This is a genomic window from Phocaeicola faecium, from assembly GCF_014837055.1.
Lineage (GTDB): Bacteria > Bacteroidota > Bacteroidia > Bacteroidales > Bacteroidaceae > Phocaeicola > Phocaeicola gallinarum.
The window spans coordinates 221,022-236,683 of sequence record NZ_JACSPQ010000001.1; the positions used below are offsets into that span (position 1 = coordinate 221,022).

Below are 15,662 nucleotides of genomic sequence, written 5' to 3' on the forward strand. Positions count from 1 at the left end.
TTTTTACTTAATAGCTGCCAAAGCTGACTCGTAATCGGGTTCTTGCGTGATTTCAGGAACCAGTTCGGTATAAACAACCTTACCTTCAGGATTAATGATTACTACGGCGCGTGCCAGTAAACCACACAACGGGCCATCGGTCATTAAAACACCATATTTTTCTCCGAAGTCTGACGTATATCGGTAGTCCGACAATGGAACTACGTTTTCAATGCCTTCGGTAGTACAGAAACGTCCTTGTGCGAAAGGCAGGTCTTTTGATATAGCCAGAACTATCGTATTAGGCATCTCGGATGCCAGCTTATTGAATTTGCGTACCGATGCTGCGCATACACCCGTATCCATGCTCGGAAAGATGTTCAGCAAAATATTTTTGCCGGCGGCATCGGCTAAAGTAAAGTTTCCTAAATCGCCTTTTACCAATGAAAATTGCGGAGCTTGACTCCCAACTTTTACGAAGTCACCTGCCAATGTAACAGGAGCTCCCTTAAACGCAGTTGTTGCCATAATTGTTTTAACTTTTAGTTTGATTTATAGAAAGAAAACAAGTAAACCTCTTGTTTTGTTCAACCCTCATCGGAGATTTGTGAACTTAATGAGCGATTTACTGATTCAATGTAATTCAGGATTTCATCGCGTCCTGTTTTCTTTTCAGAAGAAGAAATGAAATAAGGCGGCAGTTCCTCCCATTGTTCTTGCAGTGTTTTCAGATACAGCTCTACGTTTCTGTTTGTTTTCGATGTGCTTTGTTTGTCAGCTTTTGTAAAGATGATAGCAAAAGGAATGCCGTTTTCTCCCAGCCATTCAATGAATTTCAAGTCATTGTTTTGCGGGGATAATCTGCTGTCTACAAGTACGAACAGACAAGTCATTTGCTCACGTGTCAGAACGTAATCCTCTATCATCTTTTTGATTTTATCCATCATTTTCTTGCCGCGCTGCGCATAACCATATCCCGGCAGGTCCACCAAATACCATTCTTTGTTGACCAAAAAATGATTGATGAGCAACGTCTTGCCCGGAGTAGAGGAGGTCATTGCTAACTTAGAGCGTTGGGTAAGCATATTGATGAGGCTTGATTTCCCTACGTTCGACCGCCCGATAAAAGCATATTCGGGCAGGTTGGTTTTCGGACACATGTCGGCTCGCGAGTTACTTATAACAAATTCTGCACTGGTTATTTCCATATATCTTATTTTATTGTGATACAAACATACGCAAAATCTGTGAGATAACAGCAGAAAAGGTGCAGGTTTGAGCAAATATTCTCTTTACGGCAAACGCTTAATCTAAACTTTTCTGGTGTAGCCACATTGACAAATGTTCTGCCACTTCTGCATTGTTTAAGTCGGACATGGGGAAATGCGTATTGCCATGTAACCCGGTTTCAGGTAAATGAATAACTGTAACATCGCCGCCTCGCTTCCAGTTCTTTTATCTCGTCTGCTGTGAATATTTCATTCCGATAAATTGGCTGCCGATGGTTTGCCTTCCGTACAGTATTGTGCCGATCAGCTCTGTCTTTCGCCAAACTATCTGGGCGATTTGCTGCGGAAAGAAACGGGGCTTTCTGCCTTGAAACATATTCAGCAGAAGACGTTGGAAGTGGCAAAAGAACGCTTGTTTGGTACGTCGAAAAGCATCAGTGAAATAGCTTACGAGTTGGGCTTCGCTTACCCGCAACATTTCAGCCGGTGGTTTAAGAAATATGCCGGATGTACGCCAAACGAATATCGAGGGCAGACATCAATGGAATGATGGATAAACCTGTCTCTCTGATTGACATAAAGCAAAAAACGCTTGTATATTCTGTTATTAATGAATGCAGGCTGCAAATTGTTCAAACTTTATCGTATTTTTGCGCGAATTTTTTGGAGAAGGCTGTTCCGGAGCGGTTCTGAACGGGGTGGAATCCGTCGAAAAACGCTACCCATAGAACGGGTGAACGCTATGGGTAGCGTAAGGCAATTCTACCGCATGGGATGACTGACGCTAACGGTAGCGTTTTATGGGTGAACAGCCCGTTAGGAAAAGAGGAAAAAATATGGCACAATCAAAAGAAATGACATCGGGCGCATGTTTGCCGCTGATTCTTAATTTTGCGATTCCCCTGCTGTTAGGAAACCTCCTGCAACAGGCTTATTACTTGGTCGATTCGGCTATCGTGGGAAAGTTTTTGGGCATTGACGCGCTTGCTTCGGTGGGAGCCAGCACCTCGGTGGTATTTCTTATTTTAGGATTTTGTAACGGCTGTTGCGGCGGATTCGGCATCCCTGTGGCACAAAAGTTTGGTGCGCGCGATTACGTTACGATGCGCCGTTACGTGTCGGTCAGTCTGAAACTGGCGGGGGTGATGTCGGTAGTTATTGCCATTATCACCTCGTTGCTGTGCGGATACATCCTGCGCTGTATGCAAACGCCGGAAACGATATTTCAAGATGCATATTACTATCTGCTGATTACGTTTATCGGAGTTCCTTGCACATTTTTTTATAATCTGCTTTCCAGCATCATTCGTGCTTTGGGAGACAGTAAAACTCCTTTTTGGTTTCTGCTGTTTTCTGCTCTGTTAAATATCATCTTGGATTTGGTTTGTATCCTCCTGTTTGGTTGGGGAGTAGCTGGAGCGGCAATAGCCACTGTGTTTTCTCAAGGCGTATCCGCGTGGTTGTGTTATCATTATATGTATCGTAAGTTCGACATCCTGAGAACCACGGCTTCCGACCGCCGTTTCCGTCCCGAACTGGCCCGGCAACTGTTGGCAATAGGCGTACCGATGGGACTTCAGTTTTCCATTACCGCCATCGGCAGCATTATGTTGCAGAGCGCGAATAACGCATTGGGTACGGCGTGTGTGGCAGCTTTTACCGCAGCCATGCGCATTAAGATGTTCTTTATGTGTCCGCTGGAGAGTTTGGGTATTGCGATGGCTACGTTCAGCGGACAAAATTACGGCGCCGGACGTCCGGAACGAATCTGGACGGGTGTAAAATCGGCAGCGGTTATCATGCTGAGTTACGTGGCGGTGGTAGCCGTTATCCTGTGGACACTTTCCGATAAGTTTGCGCTGCTCTTCATCTCTCCGTCGGAACACGAAATTATTTACGATACAGCGTTGTTTCTTCATGTGTCGGTATCGTTTTTCCCTGTGTTGGGACTGCTTTGCATCTTGCGTTATACGATTCAGGGAGCAGGTTATACACGGCTCGCCCTCTTTTCGGGAGTGTCTGAAATGATAGCCCGCATACTGGTCAGCGTGATAGCCGTTCCGTTATGGGGATATTGGGCTGTCTGTTTCGGTGACCCTACGGCTTGGGTGTTTGCCGACGCTTTCCTGATACCGGCCTTTATTTATGTCTACCGCCGGCTTTGTGCCATCGTGAAACGTGAGCGTGCTGTTGCCGCTTCCGCCTGAGGGTGAAGTTAGTTGCGGATGTTCAGACGTTTCCACAGCGGACGCGGAATCAGCCTCCAAAAGAATACCAGCAAGCAGTAACGCCAGTCGATGACCGCAATGCGCTTACGGCGTTTCAGCGCGCGGACGATGTGTTGCGCCACTTTCTGCGGGCTCATCATCAGCGGATAATGTTTGCCGTCGTTTAATAATCCGGTAGCAACGAAGCCGGGGCGTATGTCGGTAAAACGGATGTCGGCGTGGTGCATACGTGCCGATTGTTCCAACGCATCGAGGTAGATGTTTTGAAACCGTTTGGTGGCGGAGTAGGCAGGTGCGATACCCAGTCCCTTTGTTCCGGCAATGGAACTGATGACGGCAATATGTCCTTTCGGTTGTTGGCAGAAATAACGGAACGCCGCGGTAGTCAGTCGGACGAATCCGGCGGCGTTGGTTTCCACCGTATCCAGTTCGATGTCGGGGTTGAGGCTGAAATTCTGATGCCCTATGCCGGAACTGTGAAAGTATAAATCCATACCTCCCAAGTCGTCGATAAGATTGCGTAGTGCCTGTTCCGCCTCCGGTTGACGGACATCAAGTACACGGTAACAAATACGGTCGGGCGATAGCGACTGTAACATCTTCAGTTTCTCTTCGCGGCGTCCGGCGATGCCGATGCGCCATCCCTCGCTCACTAACAGCTTTGCTACCTCGTAGCCGATACCCGAAGTAGCGCCGACGATAACGGCACGTTTATTGGTTTCACTCATGGTAGGTTCGTATTTCATATAAAAATTCTTCAAAGTCGGGTGTCTGCGGGTTGTTCTTCTTATAATAAAACCGTTCGCAGTAAGGCATCTGCTCGTTCAGTGGTTTCATCTCCCTTGTCAGTCGGTTACAGAAAGCCATGTATGCGTGTGGGTTGGCGCGCTGTCCGCTATCGTCACGATAAAACGTAACATATCGGTTGTACGGATACGCCTTGACCAAATGATTGACCCACTGTGCAAGGCTACATGCTTCACCGATTGAGATGCGGTCGAACAGATTGGAGAAATTCAGTACAATCAGTTCGGAACGTGCGGCATGGTTTGGCCAAAGACCGGAAGGCACTTCGTCGGGGTGCGCATAAAAGAAGGTCTTTGTGCGGCGGTATTCATCCGTGCGGAAAAAAGTGTCGGCAGTTTCCTGCAAACACTTCTCCGGACAAACTCCGAGGTAAGTCAGTTCGGTGTGCGGTAGATTCCGGCAAACATCGGCAAAAGCCAAGCCCGATGCCCCCGACTCATACGCAAAGTCGCAGAAAACAATGTGTCCCGAAGTGTTACGCAGCAGTTCTCGTAACCGATTTCCGAACACTTCGTACAGCGAGCGGGCAGCAGCGTATTGCTTGCATATATAATAATAATTGTACAGATGAACGTAGGCTGCGGTATCTTCTCCGCCGGCAGTGCGGAAATCGGAACGTCCGTAAGCGATGGCTTCCAACTGGGATGCGCGAGACTCCGGAGCAGGAGGCGGAACTGTTTCCCGGAACGTCCTCTGGAAATGTTCCGGGACAGGATAAACTTCGCTTTGCGTATACCATCCTTCTGCGTATTCAGGCAGTGTGAACGAAGCCCGGCAAAAATCAGAGGTAGTAGACTCTACGTACCCGTTGTTCAGCCGGATGTATTCCATCAACTTATAAAAGGTAAGGTTTGCACCGAGAATATTCGGATTGCCGGTCAGCAGAAGTTGTTTCCGTGCACGGGTTATGGCAACGTTCAGCTTGCGGTCGATGGTAAAACGCCCTTCCTGAAACGAATTAGCCGTAAGAAAATTCAGTTGGCTCAGGTTGCGCACTGTGAAAGAGTAAATGATAACATCGCGCTGGCTTCCCTGATAACGCTCTACGGTGTCGATGGATATATCGTTTAACGCAGGGATTCCGAGGCGGGCTACTTCCTTGCGTATCATGGCAATCTGGTTTCGGTAAGGGACAATCACCCCTACGGTTTTGTGAGCATCGAAATATTTTTCCGTCAGTCGGTAAATCCGTTGCAGCAAAACGCTGACGATACGTGCCTCATTGAGGTTCGTCTTGTCGGACAAAACTGTATCATCCGGAGCTTCGGCAGGAATGAAAACCATGCGTCGGGTAAGCAGCAGGTGGTCGATGTCATCGTGAGGCGTATGGGTATCAGGGTAGGGGTATATCTCTTCCTGATGAGGCAATGGCACCGGCTCTAACCGCTCGTTATAGTAAAAAGCATTGTTCGGAAATTCGGAAATGGCGGGGTGCATACGTCCCTGCTTGCGTAAGACACTGCGAAACGCTTCGCCGCTTTGCTTGTATAAACGTTCGAAGAGCGAGTTCCGGCAGTCGTCTAATCCGATAGACTGAAGAAGCGGATCGGTAACGGAGGCTTCTTCTGCCTGCTGGAGCGCAACGGCAGGCAACTGCTTGTAATCGCCGACAAGAATAAACTTCCCGATGGCATTGGTTTGTTCATGCCGGGCAGCAAGGATGCCTATCAAGTCAGGTTCCAAGATTTGCGAAGCCTCGTCGATAATGGCAAGTTCGAAACGCTTTAGGTTAAACAAATACGAACGGCTGTTGAGAGCGGTCGTCGTCCCTACAAAAATGCGGGTTTGGTTTATCTTTCGGCGGATGTCCGTCAGTTTGGGGCAGTCTTTCAGACTGTTTTTCAGTAAATAGGGCAAATATCGCTTGTCGCACGAAAATTCATGTCCGATACGAATGAACGGAGTTTGCAGGGCGATGCCGGAGTCGACCAGCATACTGCAAATTTCGTCCACGGCGCGATTGGTGTACGAGAGTAGCAAGATGGAAACCGCCGGGTCAGTCAGCGCCTCTTCTACCATATATCGTAAGGCACACGAAGTTTTCCCCGTGCCGGGAGGTCCTACGAGAAGGAAATAATCGTCCGCCTGTTTCTCTTTTAAAATCAGTTCGTCAAACCGCCCGTAAGAACCGTTCAGTCGGCGTTCGGGTGTTCTCGATGGTGCACGCTGGCACAGCAGTAACGCCTTGCGCTCCTGCTGTGCATTGAGAAAAGCATATAAACCGCGTATGCTACCCGACGTTGATACGTCTGAAGTATCGTGTTCCACGGCAAAAGTTTCCCCGTTTGCACCGATAATATCTTTGTTCTGTTGCCCGTTGCGTAACAGCAGAGTTAGTCGGTCAGGCTGTATTTCTACGATGCTTCCTTTCAGCAAGATCTGTTGGCGTACGTCAGGTTCTCCGTCATAAGCATAAAAAATGACAATATCTCCCGTGCGGAAATTAGGCAAGAAATCTTCTCCCTGTTGCGGAATATTCAGTTCGATAAGATCGTAACCTTTATCGGGCGAGCTTTTACGCTTGTCAAGAATCGTCAGTCCGAGCAAGATATTCCCGGCTTCTATTTTCTCGTGAAGCGGGATGTGCCATGTTCCGGCGAAACCATTAGCCGGGTCGTTTCTGCCTCCCGTCTTGCTCAAAACAGATTCTTTAGAGATGAATGTAAAGAAGCGCTGGAAGTAGGCACGTTCCAGTTCCGTACCTCCCTTCAGTGTGTTGATAATTTTTTGCAGTTCCGGCTTTTGGAAATCGTTCCACAGTCTGCCGCCGGAATGAAACTCATTCAAGGTTTCTGTGTCAATATTTTTGATAACCGATTCGATGCTTCCTTCGGCAAAAGCCATCTCGTTGGCTACGATACGGTTTCGAAGACAGATGCTTTCGCGGAACAGATTTTTGGCAAAGTGTTCCATCATCAAACCGTCGCTATACTTTGAATAAAGCAAGAACGTCTGTATGTTTTCAGGGTTGCATCCGAAGTTGTACATCAGCACACCCTGATACAGCATCATCTGTACGAAATGGTCTTCCTTGTGGCTATGATGGTTATACTCGTCTCGTTTGCCCGACTTCTGTTCTACCAGTACGTTAAAATCTTTCTGCAACATATCCGTTCGTCCTTGCAACCCCAGACGCTCGCATATAAAAGAGGCTTCGAGCAGGATGTTATGTTTGTTGAAGGTGCGGATGTTTCGGGGAAATACTTCATGGACAAACGAGCGGATGTTACTCATTTGTGTTTGAGCCTGCGCATGAAAGTTGTCGGGAAGTTGACACGTACAAAACTCCAGCGCCGAAGATGCGAAAAACTTTTTTACCGTGTTCGGATAACTTACCGGAGCGTCTTCGCGTTCGTTGATATAGTCGTCCAGAAACTGGCTGGCGAGGTTACCTAACAGGATGGGTGCAGTGTTGGCTCTGGGTTTCAGCTTGTTGATGAAGTAATTGAGCGGGTGTCTGCCATATTCTCGAAAACATACGGCAAGCGAGCTGATGTCTATCAGGTAGTCGGGGTGGACGATAACGAGACCGGGGATATACTGACGCTCATCATCAATCCGCACATCGAGCAGGTTGATGGGCATATTCTCGGTAAGGATGTCTTTCAGGTAAAGCAAATCGCCATTGTAACCGCCTTTGGCATAGTTGATTATAATGAACGGGCTTTCATCGTCATCGGTTGCCGCAAAGATATGTGTGTCGTCCCAACTCGTAACAGATGCGCGCAGATAGGGAAGGTGGGTTTGGCGACTCTCCCTGTACGGGCGGTTGGAAGCAGGTATTTCGGCAAGCAACGATGATGGTATGGGAGTGTCGAAACTTGCCGAAACAAACTGTGCGATGGCGCGCAAATCGTAACGGTATTCAGAAAGGTCGGCTTGGTAGTTGCCTTGTAGGGCAGCCTTGCAATTTCTGCGCATGGTCTGGATGGCATACCGGTCAGAAGGAGTCATCTTTTTTGCCTTGCATATATAATCCAACCGCGAGAAGAGATTGGCAAAAGCAAGTGTGGTTTCGGCAGTCAGTTCGTAGCAGGCTTGCTCTAATACTTTGTAAAGTTTTATATACTTATCTTGCAGGTTTTCGAGCGAAGCCGGCGGGTGGCTGTGAATTGACTCGATGCGTTTAAACCAGTCGAAAGACTGGAGTGCGATACGCGATGTTTCCGGAACAGACATCATACAATATTAAGGTTGAGTAATAACCGTAAAAATGAGTCGGGCACTCTCTAAGTCCGGATAAGTGGTTTGGTAAGTGGCAGTTACATCTTCTACCATGCTCATCGGAACGAGCGGACTCTCACGTGTGATATCAGTTTGAGACATTAACATCATAACGTGGCTTTCGTTTCCGGCAAGGGTAATCGCGTACTCAATGTAAGACGTGCCTGTATCTTGCGTGTATTTCAGTTCTTGAGTGAAAATGCCGTTCGAACTTTGTCCCGCTCTGTTGGGCGCAATCGTTACACTGCCTTCCGTCTGCTCCTTGTTGGTGTAAGTAAAAGTGAAAATACTTTCCACTGCAACCGGGCTGTCTGCTATGATTTGTTCTTCCAACTGTCTGATGCTCGCTTGTGTCATGTTGGGAGCTTCTATATCGGTTGTTATGCTTGTTGTTTGAAAAGATACCGAAGTATATTCCACAATAATCTTCAGGGTATAGCTGTTACCCGAATTGTCATGGATGGCAATAGTGGCTTCGCCTAAGGTAGAAGGCTTGATAATCAGCGTTTCACCATCGTAATCAAAGTCTACCACCTCTTGGTTGGAATTGCGGATGATGTATCTGCCTCCATCCCCTCCGCTGATATGGAAACTTACTCCTTCATTAAACGGATTAAACGTAAGGGTGTTGGTCTCCTCATTGATGAAAGGAGCTTGCTCAGATATGCTGATTAACGTAATGGGCGAATAGTCATCGTCAGAGCAAGATGTTGAAATAAATGTACATGCTGCTAAAGTAATGCCTGCTAAAAAGTGTTTGAGTTTCATATCTCTGGTAGTTTAATGATGTAATTAAACAAAGTTAGAATAAAAATCTTACAGTTAAAACAGTATTAACCATAATTTAAGAAATTAAGGTAATGAAGATTACTTTCTTGCTGTACTGTGTGGTAGGGATGTTATATGAGGAAGAGGGAAATTTTGTGTCTGAAAGGACATTGAAATTCTACCCATAGCGTAAACCCTTCCATGCGGATGGGATGTCTGTTTCATCCGCATGAAAGGGTTTACGCTACGGGTAGAAAAATGTGGGGGTATGAACTATTCTTCGTCTTCGTCGTCGAAATCAAAGTCGAAGTCATCCAGATATTCGGGCGTGAAAAATTCATCCAAGTCGCGCCGTTCCTTCTTGGTCGGGCGTCCCGTTCCGCGAGCCCGGTCTATAAATCCGCTGATTTTACTCATTTCCAACAATTCATATTGGTCGGGGGTGGTGACGTTTTCCATGATTTCGGGCACTAACTTGGCTCCTACACGCTTCTCGATAGCCTGTAACACCTTGAAAGAATAAGTAACGGGAGGCTTTCTCACCTGAATGACATCGCCCGGTTTCACCATGCGGGCGGGTTTCGCCTGTGCACCGTTGATTGATATTCTACCTTTTTTGCAGGCCTCGGCAGCAATTGTGCGAGTCTTGAATATGCGGGCAGCCCACATCCATTTGTCTATTCTTGCTTCGGGCATAGTCTTTTAGTTATTTGTTGTTATACAGATTCATCGTATTGTTCAGTCCTGCCAAGCAAAAACTTTTTACGATTTCTCCTGCCGTTTCCAGACGTTCTGGCATCAGTTTCATGTCTTCTTCGCCGAAATGTCCCAACACATAATCAATCTGTCCGCCCCGTGGAAAATCATTCCCGATGCCGAAACGCAGTCGGGCATAATTTTGTGTGCCGAGGGTGGCAGCAATGTGTTTCAGTCCGTTGTGTCCGGCATCGCTTCCTTTTCCTTTCAGCCGCAGGCTACCGAAAGGTAGGGCAAGGTCATCTACCACGATTAATACATTCTCAAGGGGGATTTTTTCTTGTTGCATCCAATAACGTACAGCGTTCCCGCTCAGATTCATGTAGGTAGACGGCTTGAGCAATATCAGTTGGCGACCTTTTAATGACAATGTGCTGACAGCTCCGTAACGCTTATCGCTAAAAACAATATTGGACGCCTTTGCAAGAGCGTCCAATACCATAAATCCTATGTTATGACGGGTATCTCGGTATTCATCACCGATATTTCCCAGTCCTACAATCAAATATTTCATTGACAGAGGGATTTTTGTTTAAAAGCGTTGGAAATTATTTTCCGGCAGCAGCCTGCGCACCACGTGCGGCACGAGTCAACTTAACAGCGCAAACAACGGCGTCTTTTGCGTTTTGGATTTCCAAGCCTTCGTAGCTCAATTCGCCCACCTTGATAGTTTTTCCTAAGCCCAAAGAGCTAACGTTGATAACCATACGTTCGGGGATTACGTTGTAAAGAGCTTTCACTTTCAGCTTACGCATCTGAAGAACTAACTTACCACCGGCTTTAACACCTTCAGCCAAGCCTTCCAACTGTACAGGAACTTCCATTACAATCGGGTTGTTTTCATCGATTTGGTAGAAGTCTACATGCAGGATAGCATCGGTTACCGGGTGGAACTGGATATCTTTCATTACGGCGTTTACGATCTTTCCGTCAATGTTCAGATCTACTACATAAATGTGCGGAGTATATACCAACTTGCGCAAACCATCTACTGTAACTGAGAAGTGAGTAGCGATTTGTTTGCCGTTCTCATCTTTTTGAGATCCGTACAATACGCATGGAACACTGTCATTTCTGCGCAAGTCGCGCGTGGCCTTTTTGCCTGTTTCGGTTCTTGCAGAACCCTGAATTTGGATTGATTTCATTTCTTTAATTTTTTGTGTTACTCTAAATTAAGTTTGTTGTTTTGCTTAATTCGCCATCACACGATGCAAATATGTCACACGATAGCTTAAAAAAGCGCGGCAAAGATAGATATTTTCTTTGATGTGACCAACAGATTCGACTAAAAATCAATATCTATTTTGATTTCGTCGGATTTTAATGGTTCATCATACCCTGCGTTTTTCTCTCTTTTTTGTGAAGATTCGGACTGAGTTTTTGGAGAGTTTTCCTCTATATAATTAATAGTTTGCTGAAGACTGTTCATAAATTTGTCAAAGTCTTCTCTATATAAAAAGATTTTATGTTTCTCAAAACTAACCTGCGGTTCATTGCCTTCTTCCAAGAATACTTTCTTGCTTTCCGTTATGGCAAGAAACATTTCGTCTTTACGGCTTTTCTTTACATCAAGGTAGTAAATACGTTTGCCCGCTTTTACAGTTTTTGAAAAAACGATTTCTTTATCCTCCGCTTTGTTCTTTTTATTCAAATCTTCCATAATAGCTCGTTTGTTTCGTTAAAAAAATGCCCTCAAATTTGAAGATTTTTTCGGAATACGCAAAGAAATGGGTTGATAAAAAACTATAATCGCTAAAAAAATAGAAAAAATAGCTTGCTACTATAGGCTGTATGAGGGATTTTGTTTACTTTTGCAGCCTGAAAATTTATGTTTATCTTTTATTGTTGTTATGATTAACAGAGTTCTTATTCGTCTTAAGATAGTTCAGATAATCTACGCTTATTATCAGAACGGAGGTAAAAACTTGGATACTGCAGAAAAAGAGTTGTTCTTTAGTTTATCCAAAGCGTATGATTTGTATAACTATCTTCTTCTTCTCATGGTGGAAGTTACAAAGTATGCTGCAAGGCGTTTGGAGGCAGGAAAAAACAAACTTGCACCTTCTAAAGAAGAGTTGTTCCCGAATACCAAGTTTGTAGAAAATCAGTTTATTGCCCAGCTGGAAGTAAACCGTCAGTTGAATGAGTTTGTTTCCGGTCAGAAAAAGACGTGGGAAAATGAAGCCGAGTTTATAAAATCACTTTGTGAACAAATCATGCAGAGTGATATCTATAAGGAATACATGGCAAGTGAAACTTCTTCGTATGAGGAAGATCGCGAAGTGTGGAGAAAGATTTACAAAAAAATCATATTCAACAACGCGGCTCTTGATGACGTGCTTGAAGACCAAAGTTTGTATTGGAACGATGATAAAGAAATAGTAGATACCTTTGTATTGAAAACCATAAAGCGTTTCGATCCGAAAAACGGAGATAAGCAAGAGTTGTTGCCGGAATTTAAAGATGAAGAAGATCAGGATTTCGCACGCCGCTTATTCCGTCGCGCCATTTTGAATGCCGATTATTATCGCCATCTGATTAGCGAGAATTCCAAGAATTGGGATTTGAGCCGTGTTGCGGTGATGGATGTAGTCATCATGCAGATAGCTTTGGCTGAGATTCTGAGTTTTCCGAATATTCCTATTAATGTTTCATTGAATGAATACGTTGAAATAGCCAAATTGTATAGCACTCCCAAGAGTGGCGGATTTATCAACGGAACACTGGATGGAATTGTTAATCAATTAAAAAAGGAAAATAAACTGACTAAAAATTAATATATTTGCTGAGGTTTAATATTAATTTGATAAAAAGTAAAAACGTATGAATTTGTTAACTGTACCTTTGCAGGCACAAGGCGGTGCTGATTATTCTTTCTTGATTATGATGGTAGCTATCTTTGCTATCATGTATTTCTTCATGATTCGTCCTCAGAACAAAAAACAGAAGGAAATAGCTAATTTCCGTAAAAACTTGGAGGTTGGTCAATCTATTGTTACTGCGGGTGGAATTTATGGGAAAATCAAGTCTATCGAAGATAATGCTGTTATCATTGAAATAGCACCGAGCGTAAAGATTAAAGTAGACAAGAACTCTATTTATGCAGATGCGCAAGCTCCTTCGGCGCAGTCAAAATAAAAATATGTGATGATTATGTTCGCTCGAAAGAACATAAAAAGATATTATTTAATAGGTTTAAGAAAAATCAGAAGTTTCCTGCTCAGTGCAAAGAGTAGGGAACTTCTGATTTTTTTGTTTTTCGTCATCGTTTCGTTTTGCTTTTGGTTGCTTCAAACGATGAACGACACTTATCAAACCGAGTTTAAGATTCCGGTGCGTTTGAAGAATGTACCGAAGGAGGTTGTCATGACTTCCGAAATACCGAATGAGATACGGGTTAGCGTAGAAGACCGCGGAACGGTTCTGCTTAATTATATGCTTGGACGCACATTTTTCCCTATATCTTTCGATTTTCAGGACTATCAGGACAAAGGAGCTAAAGTAACCATACCTTTGGCGGAGTTTAACAAGAAAATCACTTCTCAGCTTGCCAGCTCTACCAAGCTACTGTCTGTTCGTCCTAATGTGATTGAATTTATTTATACGAGGGGAAACGCCAAGAAAGTTCCCGTTGCAGCGAAAGGACGTATGGTGGCAGGGCGGCAATACTATATTTCCAATATTTTGCTTGCTCCTGACTCGGTGGTAGTATATGCACCCAAAGATGTGCTTAATTCGATTACTACCGCATATACAGAGCCTCTTGATTTAGAGAATATAACAGATACGGTGGTTCAGCGCATTCATTTACAGGAAGTAAAAGGAGCGAAGTTTGCTCCTGCCTTTACAGATGTTACCATCTGCGTAGATATGTACTCTGAGAAAACGGTGGAAGTACCGGTTGTGGGATTGAATTTCCCGGCAGGAAAAGTGTTGCGTACTTTCCCTTCGCGTGTGCAAGTTGCCTTTCAGGTAGGATTGAAAAATTTCAAGCGCGTTTCTGAAAATGATTTCTTTATCGGTGTTTCTTACGAAGACTTATTAAATAACAAGAGCAGCAAAATTCCGCTTACCCTGCGTAGTAAGCCCGATTTTGTAAACCATGTCCGTATTGTTCCGGAGGAGGTTGATTACCTCATTGAACAGCAGCCGGTAGAAGAAGGAACAGAATAATCAAAATGATAAAGTTAGGTATTACAGGCGGGATAGGAAGTGGCAAATCTTATGTCTCGCATTTGTTGAGAGCGAAAGGTATCGAAGTGTATGATACCGATAGCGAAGCGAAACGGCTGACGTTGTCTCATCCGCAGATTCGGCAGGAGCTGACTGCCTTGTTGGGAGAGGGTGTTTATCAAAATAACATTCTTAACAAGCCTCTTTTGGCGAACTATCTGTTTGCATGTAAAGAAAACGCACAGCGCATCAATGCAATAATCCACCCGCGCGTTTACGATGATTTTGTCAGTTGGGCAAGGATGAAGGAAAAGGCTGGAGCCTCAATGGTAGGGATGGAGAGCGCCATCCTCTTTGAATCAGGTTTTAATCGTGCGGTCGACAAGGTATTATTCGTATATGCGCCTTTAGACGTACGTATCCGTCGGGCAATGGAGCGGGATAAGTCGACGGAAGAACAAGTGCGTGTCCGGATGCTTGCTCAAGCCTCTGATGAAGAAAACCGCCGGAAGTCCGATTTCCTGCTCATAAACGATGGGGTTCGTCCGTTAGAATCCCAGTTAGAGCAACTGCTTCAGGCGTTAATACAGCGAAAACCTATCCGATAGCTTGTGTATGTCATTCGTGTATTGTATTTTTGCCCCCTGAATAATAAAATAATACTAAATACCTTAATACGATAAACATTATGTTGAAGACTATTTTAGCCATCTCTGGGAAACCGGGGCTGTATAAACTGATTTCTCAAGCAAAAAATATGCTGATTGTAGAAGCTGTTAGTGCCGATCGAAAAAGAATGCCGGTTTACGCAAGCGACAAAGTGATTTCTTTGGGCGATATCGCAATGTATACCGATGGCGATGAAGTGCCTCTGGGTGAAGTGTTGGAGTCTGTAAAGACAAAAGAAAACGGTGCCGTTACTTCTATCGACTATAAAAAGGCATCTTCTGAAGAATTACATCAGTTCATGGCAGAAGTGCTGCCTAATTATGATCGCGACCGCGTTCATACCGGCGATATCAAAAAACTGATTCAGTGGTATAACCTGTTGATTTCAAACGGAGAAACCGATTTTGTAGAAACACCTAAGAAAGCAGCCGAAGCCTGACAGCCGACATTCGGTAAGACAACTTTTAGAAAACATGCCTGTATCCTGATAGGGGATATGGGCATGTTTTTTTATCGGGTTGGGTTAAGAGCGTTTAAATTTTGCTCTGCCTGCGGTTTGAGAATTGTTTTCGGGGAAACAGACCGGAAACAAACTCAAAAAGGAGCGGATAAAAATACTTAATCGGAAAATTAAAACGAACAGGCTCTAAACTTTATTGGGCTTTTCCAGGGACTGAAAACACTACCCATAGCGCAGGTCAACGCTACGGGTAGAAATAGTGAACGCTACCGCATGGAATAATCAACGCTAACGGTAGCGTTTTCTGGGGGCATAACGGTGGAGATTTTTCTCATCAGAAAAAAATAATCGGTTTATTATGAACCTTTT

15 protein-coding genes and 2 pseudogenes are annotated in these 15,662 nt (G+C 44.8%); 7 read left to right on the forward strand and 10 right to left on the reverse strand.

What is annotated here, in order from left to right; genetic code table 11:
• Positions 1-3 precede the first annotated feature (3 nt).
• The 3 genes and pseudogenes from tpx to H9626_RS14820 form a co-directional block, all read right to left on the reverse strand.
• Entirely contained in the window at positions 4-507 is a 504-nt protein-coding gene (gene tpx / locus H9626_RS00905; RefSeq protein WP_178256174.1) for a thiol peroxidase, read from the reverse strand.
• Between the two features lie 59 nt (positions 508-566).
• Entirely contained in the window at positions 567-1,187 is a 621-nt protein-coding gene (yihA, locus tag H9626_RS00910; RefSeq protein WP_178256173.1) for a ribosome biogenesis GTP-binding protein YihA/YsxC, read from the reverse strand.
• 97 nt (positions 1,188-1,284) lie between these two features.
• Positions 1,285-1,425 (reverse strand): annotated as a pseudogene (locus H9626_RS14820) (alpha/beta hydrolase); the annotation flags it as partial.
• 57 nt (positions 1,426-1,482) lie between these two features.
• Between H9626_RS14820 and H9626_RS00915 the strand changes: the two are divergent.
• Together H9626_RS00915 and H9626_RS00920 are read left to right on the forward strand one after the other, a co-directional pair.
• Positions 1,483-1,758 (forward strand): annotated as a pseudogene (locus H9626_RS00915) (helix-turn-helix domain-containing protein); the annotation flags it as partial.
• Between the two features lie 286 nt (positions 1,759-2,044).
• Positions 2,045-3,415, forward strand: coding sequence for an MATE family efflux transporter (locus H9626_RS00920; RefSeq protein ID WP_191709267.1), 1,371 nt, complete (start codon positions 2,045-2,047; stop codon positions 3,413-3,415).
• A gap of 8 nt (positions 3,416-3,423) precedes the next feature.
• Here H9626_RS00920 and H9626_RS00925 read toward each other — a convergent pair whose 3' ends face one another.
• The 7 genes from H9626_RS00925 to H9626_RS00955 form a co-directional block, all read right to left on the reverse strand.
• Positions 3,424-4,164 carry an SDR family NAD(P)-dependent oxidoreductase gene (locus tag H9626_RS00925; protein WP_191709836.1) on the reverse strand — a complete coding sequence of 247 codons (741 nt, stop codon included), beginning with the start codon at positions 4,162-4,164 and terminating at the stop codon, positions 3,424-3,426.
• The gene (locus tag H9626_RS00930; protein ID WP_225230837.1) at positions 4,157-8,425 is read right to left on the reverse strand and encodes a DEAD/DEAH box helicase; all 4,269 of its coding nucleotides are present in this window, start codon (positions 8,423-8,425) and stop codon (positions 4,157-4,159) included. The genes H9626_RS00925 and H9626_RS00930 overlap by 8 nt, the downstream gene beginning before the upstream one ends.
• 6 nt (positions 8,426-8,431) lie before the next feature.
• A complete protein-coding gene (locus tag H9626_RS00935) occupies positions 8,432-9,235 on the reverse strand; it encodes a hypothetical protein (protein WP_191709268.1) in 804 nt (267 codons plus the stop codon).
• Positions 9,236-9,508: 273 nt separating this feature from the next.
• Positions 9,509-9,931, reverse strand: a complete 423-nt coding sequence (locus H9626_RS00940; protein WP_178256169.1) for an RNA-binding S4 domain-containing protein — start codon at positions 9,929-9,931, stop codon at positions 9,509-9,511.
• Positions 9,932-9,941: 10 nt separating this feature from the next.
• Entirely contained in the window at positions 9,942-10,505 is a 564-nt protein-coding gene (gene pth, locus H9626_RS00945; protein WP_178256168.1) for an aminoacyl-tRNA hydrolase, read from the reverse strand.
• 34 nt (positions 10,506-10,539) lie between these two features.
• Complete coding sequence (locus H9626_RS00950) at positions 10,540-11,136, reverse strand: 50S ribosomal protein L25/general stress protein Ctc (protein ID WP_178256167.1); 597 nt, start codon at positions 11,134-11,136, stop codon at positions 10,540-10,542.
• Between the two features lie 140 nt (positions 11,137-11,276).
• Positions 11,277-11,651, reverse strand: a complete 375-nt coding sequence (locus H9626_RS00955; protein ID WP_178256166.1) for a DUF3276 family protein — start codon at positions 11,649-11,651, stop codon at positions 11,277-11,279.
• A 190-nt stretch (positions 11,652-11,841) separates the two neighbouring features.
• On the opposite strand from H9626_RS00955, the gene nusB reads away from it, so the two are divergent.
• From nusB to H9626_RS00980, 5 genes are all read left to right on the forward strand, one after another.
• The gene (nusB, locus tag H9626_RS00960) at positions 11,842-12,768 is read left to right on the forward strand and encodes a transcription antitermination factor NusB (RefSeq protein ID WP_178256165.1); all 927 of its coding nucleotides are present in this window, start codon (positions 11,842-11,844) and stop codon (positions 12,766-12,768) included.
• 46 nt (positions 12,769-12,814) lie between these two features.
• A complete protein-coding gene (gene yajC / locus H9626_RS00965; RefSeq protein ID WP_178256164.1) occupies positions 12,815-13,129 on the forward strand; it encodes a preprotein translocase subunit YajC in 315 nt (104 codons plus the stop codon).
• A 15-nt stretch (positions 13,130-13,144) separates the two neighbouring features.
• The gene (locus H9626_RS00970) at positions 13,145-14,164 is read left to right on the forward strand and encodes a CdaR family protein (RefSeq protein ID WP_178256221.1); all 1,020 of its coding nucleotides are present in this window, start codon (positions 13,145-13,147) and stop codon (positions 14,162-14,164) included.
• Between the two features lie 5 nt (positions 14,165-14,169).
• Positions 14,170-14,772 (forward strand): dephospho-CoA kinase, encoded by a 603-nt coding sequence (gene coaE, locus H9626_RS00975; protein WP_191709269.1) that lies wholly within the window; start codon positions 14,170-14,172, stop codon positions 14,770-14,772.
• 80 nt (positions 14,773-14,852) lie between these two features.
• Positions 14,853-15,272, forward strand: coding sequence for a DUF5606 family protein (locus tag H9626_RS00980; protein WP_178256162.1), 420 nt, complete (start codon positions 14,853-14,855; stop codon positions 15,270-15,272).
• Positions 15,273-15,662: the final 390 nt, after the last annotated feature.